We start from the raw sequence: 18,715 nt of genomic DNA, 5'->3' as shown, positions 1-18,715 counted from the left end.
CTAACGTGCCGATAACCGTGCCGATAACCGTGGCGGTCAGTGGAAGAAGTGGCGGGTGCCGGTGAAGTAGAGGCTGATGCCGGCCGCCTCGGCGGCCGCGACGACCTCCTCGTCCCGGATCGAACCGCCCGGCTCGACGATCGCCTTCACGCCCGCGTCCGCCAGCACCTGGAGGCCGTCGGCGAACGGGAAGAACGCGTCGGACGCGCCGACCGATCCCGCGGCGCGCTCGCCCGCGCGGGACACCGCGAGGCGGGCCGAGTCCACCCGGTTGACCTGGCCCATGCCGACGCCCACGGTGGCCCCTTCCGAGGCCAGCAGGATCGCGTTGGACTTCACCGAGCGGCACGCCTTCCAGGCGAAGGCGAGGTCCGCCAGCACCTCATCCGTCGCGGCGGCGCCCGCCTTGAGCTCCCACGTCGCCGGGTCGTCGCCGGGGGCGTTCACCCGGTCGACCGTCTGCACGAGCAGGCCGCCGTCGATCCGGCGGAACTCGGCCGCGTTGCCGGGGCCGGCCGGGCAGGCGAGCAGCCGGATGTTCTTCTTCCCCTTGAGGATGTCGAGCGCCTCGGGAGCGAAGGACGGCGCCACCACGACCTCGGTGAAGATCGGAGCGATCTGTTCGGCGAGTTCCCGCGTGACCTCGCCGTTCACCGCGATCACGCCGCCGTACGCCGAGACGGGGTCGCACGCGTGGGCCTTGCGGTGGGCCTCGGCGACGTCCGCGCCGATCGCCACGCCGCAGGGATTGGCGTGCTTGATGATCGCGACGCAGGGCTCGGCGAAGTCCCATGCCGCACGCCACGCCGCGTCGGCGTCCACGTAGTTGTTGTAGGACATCTCCTTGCCGTGCAGCTGCTCGGCGTTCGCCAGACCGGCCTCCTGGCCGGAGTAGAGCGCGGCCCCCTGATGCGGGTTCTCGCCGTAGCGCAGCGGCGTCTTCAGCTTCCAGGCGGCGCCCATGAAGGACGGCCACTCGCCGTCGGGCGCGTACACGCCCGCGAACCAGGAGGCCACCGCCACGTCATAGGCCGCGGTGTGCGCGTACGCCGCGGCGGCGAGCCGCCTCCGCTCGGTGACGGTGAAACCGCCCTCGGCCACGGCCGCGAGCACGCTGTCGTACGCGCGGGGGTCGACGACGACCGCGACCGTGCCGTGGTTCTTGGCCGCCGCGCGGATCATGGCGGGGCCGCCGATGTCGATCTGCTCGACGCACTCGGCGTCGGACGCGCCGGAGGCGACCGTCTCGGCGAACGGGTAGAGGTTGACCACCGCGAGCTGGAACGGCTCGATCTCCAGCTCGTCGAGCTGCTTGACGTGCGAGGGGTTCGCGCCGTCGGCCAGCAGCCCCGCGTGGACCCTCGGGTGCAGCGTCTTGACCCGGCCGTCCAGGCACTCCGGGAAGCCGGTCAGCGACTCGACCTTCGTCACGGGCACGCCGTACGACGCGATGGCGGCGGCGGTGCCGCCGGTTGAGACGATCTCGACGCCCGCCGCCTCCAGGCCCCGGGCCAGCTCTTCGAGCCCGGACTTGTCGTATACCGCGATCAGCGCGCGCCGGATGGCGATGCGGGTCACTTCGTGATCCTCTCTGTTCCGTTTTCGCCCAGCTCATCCACTGGGTCGTCGTGCCCGGAAACCGGTCAGGCACGCCCCAGGCGTACCCGCCGGCCGGAGACCGTCCAGCCCTCGCGTGCCATGCGCCCGACGATCTCGACGAGCAGCCTGCGCTCGACGGTCTTGATCCGCTCGTGCAGCGTGTCCTCGTCGTCCCCGTCGCGTACGGCCACCGCCTCCTGCGCGATCACGGGGCCGGTGTCGACTCCCGCGTCGACCAGGTGGACCGTGCAGCCGGTGACGCGGACGCCGTACGCGAGGGCGTCCCGTACGGCGTGGGCGCCCGGGAAGGAGGGCAGCAGCGCCGGATGCGTGTTGACCACCGGGAAGGAGCCGAGGACACGACGGCCGAGGATCTTCATGAAACCGGCGGAGACCACGAGGTCGGGCTTGTACGCGGCGATCTTCCCGGCGAGTGCCTCGTCCCACTCGTCGCGTGTGGCGTGGTCGCCCACCCGCTCGACGAACACGGGGATCCCGGCGCGCTCGGCACGGGCCAGTCCTTCGATGCCGTCACGGTCCGCGCCGACCGCGACGATCGCGGCGCCGAACGACGGGGCCGCCGCGGCGTCGAGAAGGGCTTGTAGGTTGGTCCCGGAACCGGAGACGAGAACCACGAGCCGGGCGGCCTCTGTCGGATGGTGCGGTCCGGATGGCACCGGGCGGACTCCTTCGGGAAGGCTGTGAGAGGGCGCAGGCAGCAGTCCCTCGCCGGTAGAAAGGTTATCGGGCTCCGGTCACCGGATTCGAAGGCGGCCCGGCGAAATGCCGGGGCGCGGTGGCGGGGAAAAGCGCGGAAGGCAAAGGTGGAGATCGTGACGGCACCACTGCAGACGCCGGCATCCGACCTGGGGGGCCGCCGGGCGTTGTTGCTCGCCCTCGCGGCGCTGATCTGCACGTTCATGCTGCCCGCCGCCGGATTGGCACTGTCGATCTTCGGTCTCGCGGTCGCGTTCCGTGACGTCAGGACGCTGAGCCGGGCACGCCGTCCCGTGGGCGCGGCGGCCTCCGGCCTCGTCATCGCGGTCGTCTCGTTCCTGTTCGGAGGGCTGCTGATGGCCACCCAGCTCTTCTTCTCCGCCGAGCTCAACGCGTACGTGGAGTGCGGGAAGGGCGCGGGGACGGTCACCGCGGCACACGACTGCCTGAACGAGCTCAAGAGCGCCGTGGAACGACGGCTCGGCGTCGCCTGGCCGGCGAACCTTCCCTTCCCGAACTAGGCCGCCCCTCCCGGCTCCTAGGAGTCGCGTTCCCAGGCGTAGGGGTCGACATAGATCACGTGGCCGCCGCGATCGTCGGACTCGTCCACGATGTCGTTGCGCGGCGGCCGTACCGGCTCTGAGCGGGCGGCCCGGATCGCGGCGAACGTCTCCGCCGCCGCGGCGGCGTGCTCGTCGGTCCAGTCATCCTTGATCACCGGGATGGGCTGGGTGTCGGCCTCGGTCGCGTCCAGCCAGTGGCCGGGAAGGGCGCGGGCCGCCTTGCCCTTCTCGGCGCGCCTGACCTTCCCCGCCGCCTTGGCGATCACGGCCCCCGCCTTGCGTACCGGCTCCGGGGTCGCCGGCCGGCGGGAGATCAGCCACCAGTTGGCGATGCCGGCGGAGATGCCCGCCGCCACGCCGACCTCGAGCGCCACCGACAGCGCCACCTCCCACGGTGACGGCCCGACGGCGGACAGCCGGGCGCCGCCGAGGGGGCCGCCGGAGAGCGCCGCGAGCAGCCCCGCCATCGCGCCCGAGGTCAGACCGCAGCCGAATCCCCAGAGCGGGGCGGCCTCGATCGTCGGCGTCGGGGCGACGCGGGCCACGACCACGCCGGCGACCGCCCCGGCCAGGAACGGCAGCGCGATCACCCCCATGATCCACGGCGGGGCGACGCCCGGCTCCGGCAGCGCGCCGAGCAGCGGCACGGTGGGGACGGCGCTCAGCTTCACTCCGGTCGGCGCGACGAGCGTGCCCGTGCCGATGGCGAACCCCGGCCCCGCGATGTACGACATGCCCCAGATCGCGGCGTTGACCAGGTAGAGCCCCTCGACCAGCAGCAGCAGGAGGCCGCCGACGAACCCGGGGCTGAGCATCTCCGACAGCCGCTGGATCTCCCCGAAGTTCACCGCGATGGCCCCGAGGACCAGCAGCATCCCGGTCACCAGCATGATCGACAGTGCGACGGCCGTACCGGCGACGACCGAGCGGGTGCGGTCGGGGAGCAGGCGCAGCATCGACTTCCACGGCCCGATCGTGCGGGCGGTGGCCAGCGAACCGGCCAGGAACGCGAGCACGAGGTGGCTGGCCAGCGCCTCTCCGAGGAACGGCTGGGTGACCTCGTTCTGGGCGACGAGCGCGATCATCCCGGCGAGCAGCGCGTACGGCGCGGCCAGCGAGATCCCGGCCTGGGCGACGAGCGCGAGCTGGGCCCGGCGCCTGGCGTTCTCGACGTCGCGCGGCGTCCCCTTGGGCAGCCGGGCCGGCATTCGCAGCCGGAGGTCGGCGTCACGGGCCATCCACAGCCCCGCCCGGTAGAGCAGCGCGCCGGGCAGGATCGTCAGGCCGAGCGGCAGCAGGCCGACCCGTCCCCCGGGGATCGCGAACCCGGCGTGGTGGGCGGCGAGCCAGAGCTGGCACGCGGCGCGGAAGACGCCGGGCAGCCCTTGTCCGAACGCGCCGCGCGGGGCGGCCGCCCAGCCGATCAGGGTGAGGGTGGTCAGTACGGCCAGGCCGACGCCGAGAGTGCCCGCTCCGGCGAGCATGCCCGACACGGGGAGCGGCCGGCGGGTCTCGTCGTCGTCGCCTTTGGGGAAGCGGCTGAGGACGGCACGGGGGGCTGTCCGTAGCTGGTCGAGAAAGGCCGTCACGCTACCCCATGGTCCCAGCCGGTACGGCTTTCGCCACGTCGCCACGCCCAGTCCCGCCCGATTTGGCATGATCATCCCCAGGCGGGCGATGCCCGGCCGCGAATCGGGGCGCGCGCCCATCCGGGCCCGTAAACGATCGTGACCTCGCACTCACGGCGGAGTACGAGGTCACGAATCGCGAGCCGGGATCGGCCCCCGCGAGGGACGCGCGGGCGATCCGGCGATCGGGCGATCGGGCGGAGGATCAGCGGGACTGCATGATCTCGCGCATGAGGCGTGCGGTCTCGCTGGGGGTCTTGCCGACGCGGACGCCGACCTTCTCCAGCGCTTCCTTCTTGGCCTGGGCCGTACCGGCGGAACCGGAGACGATCGCGCCCGCGTGGCCCATGGTCTTGCCCTCGGGGGCGGTGAAGCCCGCGACGTAGGCGACGACCGGCTTGGTGACGTGCTCCTCGATGTAGGCCGCGGCCCGCTCCTCGGCGTCGCCGCCGATCTCGCCGATCATCACGATCGCCTCGGTGGCGGGGTCGTCCTGGAACGCCTGGAGGGCGTCGATGTGCGTGGTGCCGATGACCGGGTCGCCGCCGATGCCCACGCACGTGGAGAAGCCGAAGTCACGCAGCTCGTACATGAGCTGGTAGGTCAGCGTGCCGGACTTCGAGACCAGGCCGACGCGGCCCGGGGTGGTGATGTCCGCCGGGATGATGCCCGCGTTGGACGCGCCGGGCGAGGCGATGCCGGGGCAGTTCGGCCCGATGATGCGGGTCTTGTTGCCCTTGGCGCCAGCGTAGGCCCAGAACTCGGTGGTGTCGTGGACCGGCACACCCTCGGTGATGACCACGCAGAGCGGGATCTCGGCGTCGATGGCCTCCTTGACGGCGTCCTTGGTGAACGCCGGGGGCACGAAGACGACCGACACGTCGGCGCCGGTCTGCTCCATGGCCTCCTTGACCGTGCCGAACACGGGCAGGCCCTCGTGGACGGTGCCGGCCTTGCGGGCGTTGACCCCGCCGACGACCTTGGCGCCGGAGGCGAGCATGCGGCGGGTGTGCTTGGTGCCCTCCCCGCCGGTCATGCCCTGCACGATGATCTTGCTGTTCTCGGTCAGCCAGATAGCCATTACGCACCTACCGCAGCGAGCTCGGCGGCGCGCTTGGCCGCGTCGTCCATGGTGTCCACCAGCTCGACGCGGGGCAGCCCGGCGTCGGCCAGAATCTGCCGCCCCAGAGCGGCGTTGTTGCCGTCCAGGCGCACCACCAGCGGGTGCGTCACTGCCTCGCCCCGGCTCTCCAGGAGCTGGAACGCGGAGACGATGCCGTTGGCGACCGCGTCGCACGCGGTGATGCCGCCGAAGACGTTCACGAAGACCGACTTCACCGACGGGTCGGAGAGGATGATCTCCAGACCGTTGGCCATGACCTCGGCCGAGGCGCCGCCGCCGATGTCGAGGAAGTTGGCGGGCTTGGGCGTGCCGGGGAACGCCTCGCCGGCGTAGGCGACCACGTCGAGCGTGGACATGACCAGGCCCGCGCCGTTGCCGATGATGCCGACGGTGCCGTCGAGCTTGACGTAGTTGAGGTGCTTCTCCTTGGCCCGCGCCTCGAGCGGGTCCTCGGCGGCCTTGTCGACGTAGGACGCGTGCTCCGCCTGGCGGAAGTTCGCGTTCTCATCGAGGGTGACCTTGCCGTCGAGGGCCTTGACCTGGCCGTCGGCCGACAGGATCATCGGGTTGACCTCGACGAGTGTGGCGTCCTCGTCGACGAATACGGCCCAGAGCTTCTCGATGAGAGCGGCCGCGCCGTCCAGCGACTGCTCGGGCAGGCCGCCGGCCTGCGCGATCTCGCGTGCCCTGGCGAGATCGACACCCTCGATGGGGTTGACCGGAACCTTGGCCACCTTCTCGGGTGCGGTGTGCGCGACCTCTTCGATGTCCATGCCGCCCGCCGCCGAGCAGATGGCCAGGAACGTACGGTTCGCACGGTCGAGGAGGAAGGAGAAGTAGTACTCCTCGGCGATCTGGCTGGCTTCCTCGATCAGGACCTTGTGGACCGTGTGGCCCTTGATGTCCATCCCGAGGATCTGCGTCGCCTTGTCGTGAGCGTCGCCCGCGTCATCCGCCACCTTGACGCCGCCGGCCTTGCCGCGGCCCCCGGTCTTGACCTGGGCCTTGACGACGACACGGCCGGTCAGCTGCTCGGCAGCCGCGCGCGCCTCGTCCGCGGTGTGCGCGACGACGCCGCGCGGCACCGGGATGCCGTACTCCGCGAAGAGCTCCTTCGCCTGATGTTCGAACAGGTCCACGAGGGTCCGTCCTTCGGCTGATCTTCTAAATGTCGAGGGCCAGGCCGGTTGACCTGCCTGGCATTTCCGCGCATGAAGCCTAGCCCTAGCGAGGACGTGAACACGTCATGGGGTCCCGGTAAGCCCTTGCCAAGGACCGGTGGATACGGCAAAGTTACGCAAAAGATCCTAAATCCCTGTAGGGATGGCGGAACGCACCCAATCCACAATCTCTTCCGTCGTCGCACCGGGTGTGAAGATCCCGGCGACGCCCATCTTCCGCAGCTCGGGAATGTCGGCCTCGGGGATGATCCCTCCGCCGAAAACCACGATGTCCTCGGCCTCCTGCTCCTTGAGGATCTCCATGAGCCGGGCGAAGAGGGTCATGTGCGCGCCCGACAGGATCGACAGGCCGATCGCCCCGGCATCCTCCTGGATCGCGGTCTGCACGATCTGCTCGGGAGTCTGGTGCAGGCCGGTGTAGACCACCTCCATGCCCGCGTCACGCAACGCCCGCGCGACGACCTTGACGCCACGGTCATGCCCGTCCAGCCCCGGCTTAGCAAGAACAACCCGAATTGCACCCATGCGACCTCCCCGCAACGCGACCGGTTTCACATCCTTGCCGACTCGGCCCCGTCGTCCAAGAGGCGGGGCCTCCGAGATGGCGTGCGGACCCCCCTCCCGCCGCCCCGGCGTTCCCCCGTACGGCTCTCCCGTGACGCTGCGACCAGGGAGCGGCGGACTCGACCGCGCAGCGGAACGGTCCACGACGCCACGGGAAAACCCTCAGGAAATCCACAGGAAATGTGGAATTTCGTGACTTCACCGTGATCATTACGCGGCAGGATGCACCATGATCACCTTATCTTGATCACCTTCTCCGCGAGAGGGGAAGGCACTTAACGGGAGGAACCCCCCTATGAGGCGAATTATCGCCACTTTGGCTTCCGTGGGCACCGCAGCACTTCTGGCTCCCGCGCTCGCCGCCCCCGCGCAGGCGCAGGCGCAGCCGCGCCCGGCCGACCCGGTCTCGGCGCTCACGAAGCAGTTCAAGGTCAAGCGCGGCGTCCACGTGACGTCGGCGGGGAAGGTCGCCATCGCCGGCACCACCGCGTTCAAGCTCCGGGCGGAGGGCGGCGTCCAGTTCGGGCGCTCGGGCGTCGCGGCGTCCGACATCACGACCAAGAACGACTTCGGCTCCCTCTTCGAGGACGAGGAGTCCCTCCAGGGGCTGAACGAGCCGACGCGGACGATCACCGTCGGCAGGACCGCCTACGTCAGCGGCGGTATCTACGACGACCTCATGCCCGCGGGCAAGAGCTGGCTCCGGGTGCCCGGCACCAACTCGCCGTCGGCGTTCGGCGGCGGCACGTTCATCGACGCGTTCGACGCGCGCAACCTGCGGGCCGTGCTCGCGACCACCAAGGCCAAGGGCAACGGCGGCACGGTCGACGGAACGCGGACCACCCTCTACCGCGGTTCCATCACGCTCAAGCAGCTCGCCGCGTCCTCGCCCCAGCTGAAGAAGCAGCTCGGGAACATGGACGCGAGCTACGGCAAGACCGTGGTCAACTGGAAGCTGTGGGTCGGCGCGGACCAGCTCATCCGCCGCGTGACCTCCTCGGCGACCTACACGATGAAGAGCAAGAAGATGTCCATCGCCATGGACATGACCAGCGACACCAAGTTCACCAAGTGGGGTTCGAAGGTCTCCATCACCGCTCCCCCGGCGAGCGAGGTCGCCACGACGGCCGACATCGACGGCTCCATGCCGGAGGTGCCCACCATCATCACGCCCGGCATGATGGCGGCCAGGAAGTAACCGCCGCCCAGCGGACGTAGCAGCAGGCAGGCGAGGGCCCCGCGGGACCGGAGACGGTTCCGCGGGGCCCTCCCGCGTCACGCCCGAGATCCGAGGGAGACGCGAGCGCTCGCGGGAGAACGCGCGCAGGAGGGCTCAGATCAAGGGACCCGGACCGGAGGTCGCCCGGCGCGGGCCCGCGTCAGAGCTTCTCGACCTTGGCGTAGGCCAGCATCAGGGTCTTCTCGCCGCCGGAGCCGAAGTCGATCTTGGCCCGGGTCTTCTCGGCCTCGCCCTCCACCGCCACGACCGTGCCCAGGCCGAAGCTGTCGTGGGTGACCCGGTCGCCGGGCGCCAGATGCGGGATGGCCCGCCCGCCCGCCTTGGCGGGAGCCGCGGTACGGCGGGGCTCGCGCGAGGTGGCCGCGCCCCATGCGGTCTTGGCCGGGTCGCTGCGCCACTCGACGAGGTCATTCGGCACTTCAGACAGGAACCGTGACGCCGGGTTGAACGCCGGCGACCCCCACGAGGACCGTACGGCCGCGCGGGACAGGTAGAGCCGGCGCTGGGCGCGGGTGATGCCGACGTAGGCGAGGCGCCGCTCCTCCTCCAGCTCCTTGGGGTCGCCCATGGACCGCATGTGCGGGAAGACGCCGTCCTCCATCGCGGTGAGGAACACCACGGGGAACTCCAGGCCCTTCGCGGTGTGCAGGGTCATCAGCGTGACGACGCCGCCGTGGTCCTCGCCCTCGGGGATCTGGTCGGCGTCGGCGACCAGCGAGACCTGCTCCAGGAAGTCGACCAGCGTGCCGTCCGGGTTGGCCTCCTCGAACTCCGCGGCCACCGCGATCAGCTCGTTGAGGTTCTCCAGGCGGCTCTCGTCCTGCGGGTCGCCCGAGGTCTCCAGCTCGGTGCGGTAGCCGGTGGCGCCCAGCACCTCCTCGGCGAGCTCGGACAGCGACAACTCCTTGGCCCGGAGATCGTCGAGCAGGGCGGTGAACTCCCTGATCGCGTTCAGCGAGCGGGTGGCCAGCCCGTGCGCCTCGTCGGCCCGCCGCAGGCCCTCCCAGAAGCTGATCCGCTCGCGGCTCGCGAACGCCTCGATCATCGCCTCGGCCCGGTCGCCGATGCCGCGCTTGGGCACGTTCAGCACCCGGCGCAGCGAGACGGTGTCGTACGGGTTGGCCAGCACGCGCAGATAGGCGAGCAGGTCCTTGACCTCCTTGCGCTCGTAGAAGCGCACCCCGCCCACCACTTTGTACGGCAGGCCGGTCCGGATGAAGACCTCCTCGAAGACGCGCGAGGCGGCGTTGGTCCGGTAGAAGACGGCCACCTGGCCCGGGGTGACGTCGTCCTCGTCGGAGAGCCGGTCGACCTCCTGGGCGACGAACATGGCCTCGTCGTGCTCGTTGTCCGCGACGTATCCGATGATCTTGGGGCCGGCGCCCTGGTCGGACCAGAGGTTCTTGGGCTTGCGGCTCTCGTTGCGCGCGATCACCGCGTTCGCGGCGTTGAGGATCGTCTGGGTGGAGCGGTAGTTCTGCTCCAGCAGGATCGTCTTCGCGTCCGGATAGTCGCGCTCGAACTCCAGGATGTTGCGGATCGACGCGCCGCGGAAGGCGTAGATCGACTGGTCGGCGTCGCCCACCACGACCAGCTCGGCGGGCTCGACCCGCTCCTCGCCCGAGTCCGACGGGCGGACCAGGTCGCCGTCGGCCGTCCTCAGCTCGGGCCGCCCGACCAGCTCGCGGACGAGGGCGTACTGCGCGTGGTTGGTGTCCTGGTACTCGTCGACCATCACGTGCCGGAAGCGGCGGCGGTAGTGCTCGGCCACCTCGGGGAAGAGCTGGAACAGCGTGACGGTGAGCATGATCAGGTCGTCGAAGTCCATCGCGCCGGCCTCGGTGAGCCGCGCCTGGTAGGTGCGGTACGCCTCGGCGAGCGTGCGCTCCAGATGCGTCTTCGCGTTGTCGGCCGCCGTCTCGTAGTCGATCAGCTCGTTCTTGAAGTTGCTGACCTGGGCGGAGAACGACTTGGGCGGGTATCGCTTGGGATCGAGGTCCAGCTCGCGGCAGACCATCGCCATGAGCCGCTGCGCGTCGGCCTGGTCGTAGATCGAGAAGCTGCTCGTGAAGCCGAGCCGCTTGGCCTCCCGGCGCAGGATGCGCACGCACGCGCTGTGGAAGGTCATCACCCACATGGCCTTGGACCGGGGACCGATGAGCCGGTCGACCCGCTCCTTCATCTCCTTGGCGGCCTTGTTGGTGAAGGTGATCGCCAGGATCTCGCCCGGCTGGACGCCCCGCTCCGACAGCAGGTACGCGATGCGATGGGTGAGCACCCGGGTCTTGCCCGAGCCGGCCCCGGCGACGATGAGCAGGGGGCTGCCCTGGTGGACGACGGCCTCCCGCTGGTGCGGGTTGAGACCGTCGAGCAAAGGATGGGTGATGGCTCGGGTGGACACGTCCCTAGGGTATGGCCGCCCACCGACATCCAGCACCCCGATCACGGGCCGTACCCGTACCTGTGTGCGAGCGTGAACCCGGGAACGGCAGGATCGGTCGGGTGAACACGCTGCTGCCGGTCACCCCCCAGCTCGGCGTCGTGATGGCGCTTCTCGCCCTCGCCGCCGCCGGGGTCGCCGTACTCGGGCGGCTCGGGCACTCGCGCGCGATCCTGACCGCGTCCGTCCGCGCCGCGGTCCAGCTCGCCGTGGTGTCCTTCGCCATCGTGTGGGCGATCATCTACCTGCCCGCCGTGGCGGCGTTCCTCGTCGTCATGTACCTCGTGGCGAGCGTCACCGCCGGTCGGCGGATCACCCGGGGAAGGGCCGTGTGGTGGGCCGCGCTGCCCGTCGCCGCGGGGACGGCGCCGGTGCTCGTTCTGATGATCGTCACCGGCGTGCTGCCGGTGCGGGGGATCGTGCTCGTGCCGGTCACCGGGATCCTGCTCGGCGGCTGCCTCACCGCGACGGCCCTGTCCGGGCGCAGGGCGCTCGACGAGTTGCGGCAGCGGCACGGCGAGGTGGAGGCCGCGCTGTCGCTGGGTTTCTCCGTCCGTGACGCGGCGCTGGAGATCTGCCGTCCCGCCGCCGCCCAGGCGCTCGTGCCCGCGCTGGACCAGACCAGGACCGTGGGCCTGGTGACCCTGCCCGGCGCGTTCGTCGGCATGATGCTGGCCGGATCGGGGCCGGTCCAGGCGGGAGCCGTACAGCTCGCGGTGCTGATCGCCCTTCTGGCCGCCGAGTCCCTGGCCGTCGTCGTGACGATCGAGCTCGCCGCGCGCGGGCGGTTCCCGGTCTGACCGTCTCCACCCGGGGGTGGAGATCGCGGTCTCCACCCGTGCGCCGATCCGGCGGTGACCCGCTTCTTCCTACCTTTGGCGCATGGAACCCCAGCAGATCGCCCTGATGAGCGTCGCCGTCGTCGTTTTCGTCGTCTACCGCCAGATGATGACGCGCCCCACCGAGAGGCGCGGGATCCTCTATTTCTCCGGGCTCATGATCCTGGCCGGACTGTCCGGTGGCGGCCTCGTCGACACCCGGCACCTCGCCCTCGGCGTGCTCATACTGATCGCGGAACTCGCCTTCGCCGTGGGCTTCGGCGTGCTCCGCGCCTCGACGGTGCGGGTGTGGCGGGACCCGGCGGGGACGGCCTGGTCCAAGGGCACCGGCTGGACACTGGTGGCCTGGCTGGCCTCGCTCGCCTCGCGGATCGCCCTGTTCGGCGCCGGATACGCCCTGGGGCTCGCCTCGGCCCCCACGACCGTACTTCTCTTCGTCGGCGTGACCATCGCCGTCCAGTCCCTCCTGGTGACCCGGCGGGGCCGCGCCCTGCCCGGCAGCGCCGTACGATCCTCGGCTGAGGCGCCGATAACGTCATGACGTGACGACCGGCAGGCAGACGACGATCAGCCCCATCGCCCTGCGCGGAGGACTCATCGTGCTGTTCGTGGTCGGGCAGGCCGCGACGCCGCCCGGTTTCGGCCTCTCCGGAGACGGGCTCGCCGTCACCGGCCTGACCCTGGCCGTCGCCGCCGCGCTGGTCTCCGCGATCCTGCTTCCCGCGCGGGAAGCAGGATCACCCGGGCCGGTGTTCCTGGGGATCCCTCTGAAGATCGCCGCCCTGTGCCTCTCCGCCATCGCGTCGATCGCCCTGATCGAGACGACGGACGCGGGCGGCCCGGCCATCGCCGCCCTGCTCTTCACCGTCGGGGCCGCCGCGGCGAGACACCCGCTGAGCCGCTCGTCGCCGGTCGGGATCGTCGCCCTGGCGGGGCTGCTCCTCGCCGGAGCGGCGGGCGGCGACATGCAGCGGGACCTGAGCCTCTGCTTCAGCGTCTGCGTCGCCTTCCTGATCACCTACTCGATCGCGCAGCGCCGGGCCACCAGGAAGGCCGAGGCGCGCGAGGCGGTGCTGGCCGAGCGCGCCCGCATCGCCAGGGAGATCCACGACATCCTCGCCCACTCGTTGTCCGCGCAGATCGTGCATCTGGAGGGCGCCCGACTGCTGCTGCGCGCCGACCGGACCCAGGACGCGCTGGAACGGGTCGAACGCGCCAGAGAGCTGGCCAAGAACGGCCTCGAAGAGGCCCGCAGAGCCGTGTCCGCCCTGCGCGAGGACCTGCCGCCGCTGCCCGTCGCGCTGCGTGCCCTGGCCGACGAGTTCCGTACGGCCACCGGCAGGGACTGCGCGGTCCTCGTGTCCGGCGCCGAACGCCGCCTCCCTCCGGAGACCGAGCTCGCGATGATCCGTACCGCCCAGGAGGCGATCACGAACGTGCGCCGCCACGCGCCCGGCTCACCCGCGAGCGTACGGCTCGGCTTCCACGACGGCGCGTGCGAGCTTGAGGTGAGCAACCCCGCCGCCGAGGCGCCGGGCACGCCTGGGGGAGGATACGGACTCGTGGGCATGCGGGAACGGGCCGAACTCCTCGGCGGAACACTGGACGCGGGCGAGACGGACGACGGTTTCCGCGTGCGGCTGCGGGTCCCGGCGTGACCGCCCGGGTGCTGGTCGCGGACGACCAGTCGGTGGTCCGCGAGGGGCTGGTGCTCCTGCTCGGCCTCCTCCCCGGGATCGAGGTCGTCGGGTCGGCGGGCGACGGCGCGGCCGCACTGCGCCTGGTCGCCTCCGAGCGGCCGGATGTGGTGCTGATGGACCTGCGGATGCCCCGGATGGACGGCGTCGAGGCCACCCGCCGGATCCGCGCGGAGTTCCCTGACACCCAGGTCGTCGTTCTCACCACGTACGCGGACGACGAGTCGGTCTTCGCCGCGCTCCGGGCCGGGGCGCGCGGGTTCCTCACCAAGAGCGCCGACGCCGACGAGATCGCGAGGGCCGTGGCGGCGGTCATGAACGGCGACGCCCAGCTCGACCCCGGCGTGCAACGCCGCTTGATCAGCACCGTGACGGCCCTTCCCGACGCCCCCGTGCCGTCCGCGCCGTCCCCCTCCGTGCCGTCCCCCTCCGGGTCGGCACCGCCCGCGCCCGTGTTCCCGTCACCGGCCCCGGAGCCCTCCCCGGCCGCCCCCGGGACGGCGGCTCACGACGGCCTGACCCCGCGCGAGCTGGAGGTCCTGCGGCTCATCGCCCACGGCCTGTCGAACGCGGAGATCTCCGCCCGGCTGTTCATCAGCGAGGCGACTGTGAAGACGCACATCAACAATCTCTTCGCCAAGGCCGGCCTGCGGGATCGGGCCCAGGCGGTCGCGTACGCGTACCGCAACGGGGTCGCCCACCCGAACGCCGCCCCCTGACAACCACCGTTCGCGGCCGGGCCGCGGACCTCGGAGGCCACCGCGTCCCCGGCCGTGTACCGCGGAACGCGGGGAGGGTGGAGAAGCGGGCCGATGCCGGCCCGATCTGCGGAGTTGCCGCCGATATCCTGCACGGCGTGATCAACTCATCCGCGAGCCCTGACGATGCCGAGGTCGCGATAGCCGCGGCACACGCCGGCGCGGACGTGGTGCGCACCATGTACGGCCGGCGGCTCCCCCGCATCGACAAGGGAGCGGGGGACTTCGCCACCGCCGCCGATGTCGAGGCCGAGAAGACGATCCTCGGCGTCATCCGTACCGCTCGACCCGAGGACGCGGTACTCGGCGAGGAGGGCGGGCAGCAGGGGGCCGCCGAGGCTGTGCGCCGGTGGCTGGTGGATCCCTTGTGCGGCACGCTGAACTACGCCGTCGGCAACATGCTGGTGGCCGTCAACGTGGCGCTGCGTGACGGGGCGGCGGCGGTGGCCGACCCGTTCAGTGGCGAGGTCTTCTTCACTGACGGTGAGGCCGCCTGGGTGCGGCAGGGCGGGGCCGACGCGCGGTTGGCACCCACGTCCGCCACCCGACTGGTGGACGTCAACCTGGACCCGCCGTTTCCGAACGCGCCTGGCTTCCGGGCCGTGGATCTGCTGGCCCACCCCAGGTTCGTCGAGCGATTCCGGCCGCGGGTCGTGTCCACGACGCTGGCGTTGGCCTGGGTCGCCGCCGGCAAGCGCGCCGCGTACGTCACCGATGGCGGCGACCTGTCCGGGAGCGTGCATTTCGCCGCCGGCATCGCTCTCTGCCGGGCCGCCGGCTGCGTGGTCACCGGGATCGACGGAGCCCCGATCGGGCAAGCGGGCCGCGGACTCGTTGTGGCCGCCGACGCCGAAACCCACGGGCTGCTGATGTCGATGATCCGCGATCGGAGTGAGAACCGCACCTGAAGGGCCGTCCTCGCGTCGGCCTTGACGGGACCGCGCTCCGCGGGGTGGAGAGCCGGAGTGGAAGCTGCGGCCCACCCCTGAGCGGCCGGTGGGAGATCCAAGGTGCTGAGTGGCGGGTTCAGCGGGCGATCGAACGTGGGCAGGACCCGTTCGTGGCATCAACGGGACCCAGGTACCGGGGACGCGCGCGGCGGCGCTACGACGTCTCGGCGGCGAGTCGGCGGGCCTGGTCACGGCCCGCTTCGGCGGCCTGGTGGAGAGCGAGGAGCGCGGGCCGGTCAGCAGCTCGCGACGCCCTTGTCGAAGCCCGTCGCGAAGGCCTCCTGGCGCTTCTCGGGAGTGCCGTGGGCGTCGGGCTCCCACCAGGCGTCGGTGGGGTCTCCCGCCGCTTCGAGGTTCGTGAGAAGCTCGGCGTCGTCGCCCTCCTCGGCCTGGATCAGGTCGGCGTTGATCAGCCCGCCGAGCGTGGCGCCGGCGTAGCAGTCGGCCTGGAGCTCCTGCTCCACGTTGTAGCTGAAGTCGTTCTCCAGCTGGGCCTGTACGGCATGGCCGAACTCATGCGGGATGACGACATAGACCGCCCCGTCCCCCATCTGGTCGTACATCGCCCGCAACCACGTCGCGTCATAGGCGATGAAGTGCCCGTCCGGGCAGTAGAAGGCGTTCTCCGGAAGGGCCTTCTCACCGCCGCAGACCGGCCCGCTCTTCGCGTCGTACGCGATGAAGTCCTGGACGGGTTGGTACGTTCCACCGGCGGCCTGGAACTCCTTCGCCCAGAACGACTCGGTGAGGCATCTGGCCAGTTCGACGTCACCCGCGAAGTCGTCGCCGGCGACGTCGCAGGCGGACGCGGACGTCGAGGCGGGCTTCTCCGGCTTCTTCGACGGCACCTCGGAGAGATCGCCGACCGCGCCGCAGGCAGCGGTCAGAATCATGGAAAACGTGAGGGCAAGCAACATACGGGGGGAAATCACTGCTTATCCGCCTATCAACTGAATGATCGGATAGCTGGATCATCGCGCACGTTGTCGTGGGTTCCAACCAGGGGGTGGGCCCGCAGGCGGCTTTCAACGATTCCCGGCGGGTTCCCGCGCCCTGGCGTCGAGCTTCCGTGCCGCACGGGCGGCGAGATAGCCGAACGAGTTCGTGGCCAGGTGCGTCAGCGAGGGGGCGAGCAGCCCGCCACGGCGACGCAACTCCTGGAAGGCCGTTCCGGCCAGCGCGGTCGAGGCCACAGTGCCCGCCACGAGACGAGCCGTCCCCCGCACCTCGTCCAGAGGCTCTCCGGCCGTCAGGCGGCCCAGCGCGGGGTTCGCCCGGGCCATGTCCACGGCGGGCAGAACGTGCCACAACCCGAACAGCGCGGCCGTCGCGGCGGTCGCCGTACGGGACGGGAACGGACCGGACGGGAGCGCACGGGACGGGAACGGACCGGACGGGAGCGCACGGGCGAGCAGCGCGGGCAGGACACCGCGGAAGGCGACCTCCTCGAGCAGGACCGTCCCCAGCGGCACCTGGAGCAGCACCTCCTCCAGCAGCCGGGCGCGGGACAGGGAGAGCGCGCGCTCGTCGAGGAACAGCGGGCGGGTCCGGGACGAGGCGACCCCGGCGGCGTAGACGGCGGCCACCCCGGCGGCGAGCGCCCCTCCGACGCGCGCTCCACGTTCCGCGCGTTGGAAGCCCAGATCAGCCCAGGTCAACCCGTCACGGCGGGCGATTCCGAGCAGGGCGGCGGTGGCCACGACCGACGTCGCGGGCGCCCAGCGCCTGGCGATCCGGTTGTTCGACACGTTCGCCAGAACCAGCACTCCCAGCGCGCACACCAGCGGCGCGACCCGCGCTTTTACACGTTCCGCCACGGATTCTCCCGTCGAGCCCCTCGCCCGGACACTCCCGCGCCGAACCTAACGCGAACGACGTCCTTTCGCGGTCCCTCGTACGACGGCATCCGGGCGCTGACATCCGGTCGACGTCCGGAAGCGGGCCACTAGCGGTCCCAGAGATGGACCGGCTCGTTGGCGCGCATGCGCTCGATGTAGCGCAGCGTCATCTCGCGCAGCGCCTCATAGTCCCCGCCGAGCGCCCGCGCGGTCTCCACCTGCCAGGTCGCGCCGTTCCGCGACGTCAGGCAGCGCTGCTCGATGATCCCGAGAAGCCGGTCACGGTACGACGCGCCGACGCCGCAGAGTTCGAGCCCCTGCTCGGCGAGCGGCAGCAGCCGCCGGCAGATGAGCTCGGCGGCGGGCACCTCGCCGAGGTCCGGCCAGTACAGGCGGGCGTCCAGGCCGTACTTGGCGGCGTTGCGGAAGTTCTCCTCGGCCGCGGCGAAGGACATCCGCGTCCAGACCGGGCGTTCCGCCGTGGGCAGCACCCGCATCAACCCGTAGAAGAAGGCGGCGTTGGCCGTGATGTCCGCGACCGACGGTCCCGCCGGCAGCACCCTGTTCTCCACCCGCAGGTGCGGCGTGCCGTCCACGACGGCGTAGACGGGCCGGTTCCAACGGTAGATCGTGCCGTTGTGCAGGGTCAGCTCGCCGAGCTCGGGCACGCCTCCCCTGTCGAGCACCTCACGCGGATCCTCCTCGTCGCACACCGGCAGCAGCGCGGGAAAGTAGCGGACGTTCTCCTCGAACAGGTCGAAGACCGAGGTGATCCATCGCTCGCCGAACCACACCCGAGGGCGTACGCCCTGGGCCTTGAGCTCCTCGGAGCGGGTGTCCGTCGCCTGCTCGAACAGGTTGATCCGCGTCTCCCGCCACAACTCCCTGCCGAAGAGGAACGGCGAGTTGGCCGCGACGGCGACCTGCGGCCCGGCGATGGCCTGCGCCGCGTTCCAGTGGTCGGCGAACGCGGACGGGCTGACCTGCAGATGGCATTGGAGGCTGGTGCAGGCCGCCTCCGGCGTGATGCTGTCGGCGTACGTGTCGAGCCGCTCGACGCCCTCGATCACGATGTGCAGATCCTCACCGCGAGCGGCGAAGATCTGCTCGTTCAGCAGCTGGTAGCGGGGATTCGACGACAGGGTCGCCTCGCAGACGTCGGTCTCCCGCAGCGTGGGCAGGATGCCGACGAGCATCAGGTGCCCGCCCACGGTTTCGGCCCGCTCCTGTGCCCGCTCCAGGCGCCGCAGGATGGTCTCCTCCAGCCGGAGCGACCCGTCGCGGTACAGGCCCTGCGGCTGGATGTTCATCTCCACGTTGAACCGGCCCAGCTCGGGGCCCCAGCCGGGCTCGGCGATGGCGGCGAGGACCTCGTTGTTCTTCATCGCCGGCTCTCCCCTGGAGTCGACGAGGTTGAGCTCTATCTCCAGGCCCGCGCGCGGCCGGTGCAGCTCGAAGCCCGACTCGCGCAACATCTGGGCGAGGACGTCGAGCGACCGCCGGATCTTGTCGCGGTACCGGCGGCGGTCGTCCCTGGTGAACGCCATGGCGGGTACGTCACGCCCCATTGACCCAGCG

General features: G+C 71.0%; 17 protein-coding genes. 7 read left to right on the top strand and 10 right to left on the bottom strand.

Going from position 1 to position 18,715, the window contains the following annotated elements:
• Nucleotides 1-36 precede the first annotated feature (36 nt).
• The gene (gene purH / locus AB0I59_RS01305; protein WP_228646900.1) at nt 37-1,578 is read right to left on the bottom strand and encodes a bifunctional phosphoribosylaminoimidazolecarboxamide formyltransferase/IMP cyclohydrolase; all 1,542 of its coding nucleotides are present in this window, start codon (nt 1,576-1,578) and stop codon (nt 37-39) included.
• Nucleotides 1,579-1,643: 65 nt separating this feature from the next.
• A complete protein-coding gene (gene purN / locus AB0I59_RS01300; protein ID WP_061253311.1) occupies nt 1,644-2,276 on the bottom strand; it encodes a phosphoribosylglycinamide formyltransferase in 633 nt (210 codons plus the stop codon).
• A 156-nt stretch (nt 2,277-2,432) separates the two neighbouring features.
• On the opposite strand from purN, the gene AB0I59_RS01295 reads away from it, so the two are divergent.
• A complete protein-coding gene (locus tag AB0I59_RS01295) occupies nt 2,433-2,837 on the top strand; it encodes a hypothetical protein (protein ID WP_063818640.1) in 405 nt (134 codons plus the stop codon).
• Nucleotides 2,838-2,854: 17 nt separating this feature from the next.
• Here the strand turns inward: AB0I59_RS01295 and AB0I59_RS01290 are convergent, their stop codons facing one another.
• The 4 genes from AB0I59_RS01290 to icmB form a co-directional block, all read right to left on the bottom strand.
• Nucleotides 2,855-4,468 (bottom strand): cell division protein PerM, encoded by a 1,614-nt coding sequence (locus AB0I59_RS01290; RefSeq protein ID WP_061253309.1) that lies wholly within the window; start codon nt 4,466-4,468, stop codon nt 2,855-2,857.
• Nucleotides 4,469-4,712: 244 nt separating this feature from the next.
• Complete coding sequence (gene sucD / locus AB0I59_RS01285) at nt 4,713-5,588, bottom strand: succinate--CoA ligase subunit alpha (RefSeq protein WP_061253308.1); 876 nt, start codon at nt 5,586-5,588, stop codon at nt 4,713-4,715.
• Nucleotides 5,588-6,769, bottom strand: a complete 1,182-nt coding sequence (gene sucC / locus AB0I59_RS01280) for an ADP-forming succinate--CoA ligase subunit beta (protein ID WP_358128863.1) — start codon at nt 6,767-6,769, stop codon at nt 5,588-5,590. Before sucC ends, sucD begins: the two co-directional genes overlap by 1 nt.
• A gap of 168 nt (nt 6,770-6,937) precedes the next feature.
• The gene (gene icmB, locus AB0I59_RS01275) at nt 6,938-7,336 is read right to left on the bottom strand and encodes a coenzyme B12-dependent isobutyryl CoA mutase small subunit (protein WP_061253306.1); all 399 of its coding nucleotides are present in this window, start codon (nt 7,334-7,336) and stop codon (nt 6,938-6,940) included.
• Nucleotides 7,337-7,700: 364 nt separating this feature from the next.
• On the opposite strand from icmB, the gene AB0I59_RS01270 reads away from it, so the two are divergent.
• Nucleotides 7,701-8,573, top strand: a complete 873-nt coding sequence (locus AB0I59_RS01270; RefSeq protein ID WP_358128861.1) for an SCO4651 family lipoprotein — start codon at nt 7,701-7,703, stop codon at nt 8,571-8,573.
• A gap of 181 nt (nt 8,574-8,754) precedes the next feature.
• On the opposite strand, the gene pcrA is transcribed toward AB0I59_RS01270, so the two are convergent.
• Entirely contained in the window at nt 8,755-10,989 is a 2,235-nt protein-coding gene (gene pcrA / locus AB0I59_RS01265; RefSeq protein WP_358129508.1) for a DNA helicase PcrA, read from the bottom strand.
• A 128-nt stretch (nt 10,990-11,117) separates the two neighbouring features.
• Here pcrA and AB0I59_RS01260 point away from each other — a divergent pair, with 128 nt between their 5' ends.
• The 5 genes from AB0I59_RS01260 (at nt 11,118) to AB0I59_RS01240 (ending at nt 15,257) form a co-directional block, all read left to right on the top strand.
• Complete coding sequence (locus AB0I59_RS01260; protein WP_358128858.1) at nt 11,118-11,855, top strand: ABC transporter permease; 738 nt, start codon at nt 11,118-11,120, stop codon at nt 11,853-11,855.
• Nucleotides 11,856-11,937: 82 nt separating this feature from the next.
• Entirely contained in the window at nt 11,938-12,435 is a 498-nt protein-coding gene (locus AB0I59_RS01255) for a hypothetical protein (protein ID WP_358128855.1), read from the top strand.
• Nucleotide 12,436: 1 nt separating this feature from the next.
• A complete protein-coding gene (locus tag AB0I59_RS01250; RefSeq protein ID WP_061253303.1) occupies nt 12,437-13,552 on the top strand; it encodes a sensor histidine kinase in 1,116 nt (371 codons plus the stop codon).
• A complete protein-coding gene (locus AB0I59_RS01245) occupies nt 13,549-14,310 on the top strand; it encodes a response regulator (protein ID WP_358128852.1) in 762 nt (253 codons plus the stop codon). Before AB0I59_RS01250 ends, AB0I59_RS01245 begins: the two co-directional genes overlap by 4 nt.
• A gap of 137 nt (nt 14,311-14,447) precedes the next feature.
• The gene (locus AB0I59_RS01240) at nt 14,448-15,257 is read left to right on the top strand and encodes an inositol monophosphatase family protein (protein WP_358128849.1); all 810 of its coding nucleotides are present in this window, start codon (nt 14,448-14,450) and stop codon (nt 15,255-15,257) included.
• Nucleotides 15,258-15,535: 278 nt separating this feature from the next.
• On the opposite strand, the gene AB0I59_RS01235 is transcribed toward AB0I59_RS01240, so the two are convergent.
• From AB0I59_RS01235 to AB0I59_RS01225, 3 genes are all read right to left on the bottom strand, one after another.
• The gene (locus tag AB0I59_RS01235; RefSeq protein WP_358128847.1) at nt 15,536-16,192 is read right to left on the bottom strand and encodes a neutral zinc metallopeptidase; all 657 of its coding nucleotides are present in this window, start codon (nt 16,190-16,192) and stop codon (nt 15,536-15,538) included.
• Nucleotides 16,193-16,324: 132 nt separating this feature from the next.
• Nucleotides 16,325-17,116, bottom strand: a complete 792-nt coding sequence (locus AB0I59_RS01230) for a CPBP family glutamic-type intramembrane protease (protein WP_358128844.1) — start codon at nt 17,114-17,116, stop codon at nt 16,325-16,327.
• A 128-nt stretch (nt 17,117-17,244) separates the two neighbouring features.
• Nucleotides 17,245-18,705 carry a glutamate-cysteine ligase family protein gene (locus AB0I59_RS01225; protein WP_358128841.1) on the bottom strand — a complete coding sequence of 487 codons (1,461 nt, stop codon included), beginning with the start codon at nt 18,703-18,705 and terminating at the stop codon, nt 17,245-17,247.
• Between the last annotated feature and the right edge of the window lie 10 nt (nt 18,706-18,715).

It is taken from the genome of Microtetraspora glauca, assembly GCF_040656155.1.
GTDB classification, from domain to species: Bacteria; Actinomycetota; Actinomycetes; order Streptosporangiales; family Streptosporangiaceae; genus Microtetraspora; species Microtetraspora glauca.
This window is presented reverse-complemented; position numbering and strand designations above follow the sequence as displayed.

Coding starts and splice junctions, on each gene's coding strand:
- sucD (WP_061253308.1), bottom strand. CDS start 5,588: ATGGCTATCTGGCTGACCGAGAACAGCAAGATCATCGTGCAGGGCATG.
- icmB (WP_061253306.1), bottom strand. CDS start 7,336: ATGGGTGCAATTCGGGTTGTTCTTGCTAAGCCGGGGCTGGACGGGCAT.
- AB0I59_RS01255 (WP_358128855.1), top strand. CDS start 11,938: ATGGAACCCCAGCAGATCGCCCTGATGAGCGTCGCCGTCGTCGTTTTC.
- AB0I59_RS01235 (WP_358128847.1), bottom strand. CDS start 16,192: ATGATTCTGACCGCTGCCTGCGGCGCGGTCGGCGATCTCTCCGAGGTG.
- AB0I59_RS01225 (WP_358128841.1), bottom strand. CDS start 18,705: ATGGGGCGTGACGTACCCGCCATGGCGTTCACCAGGGACGACCGCCGC.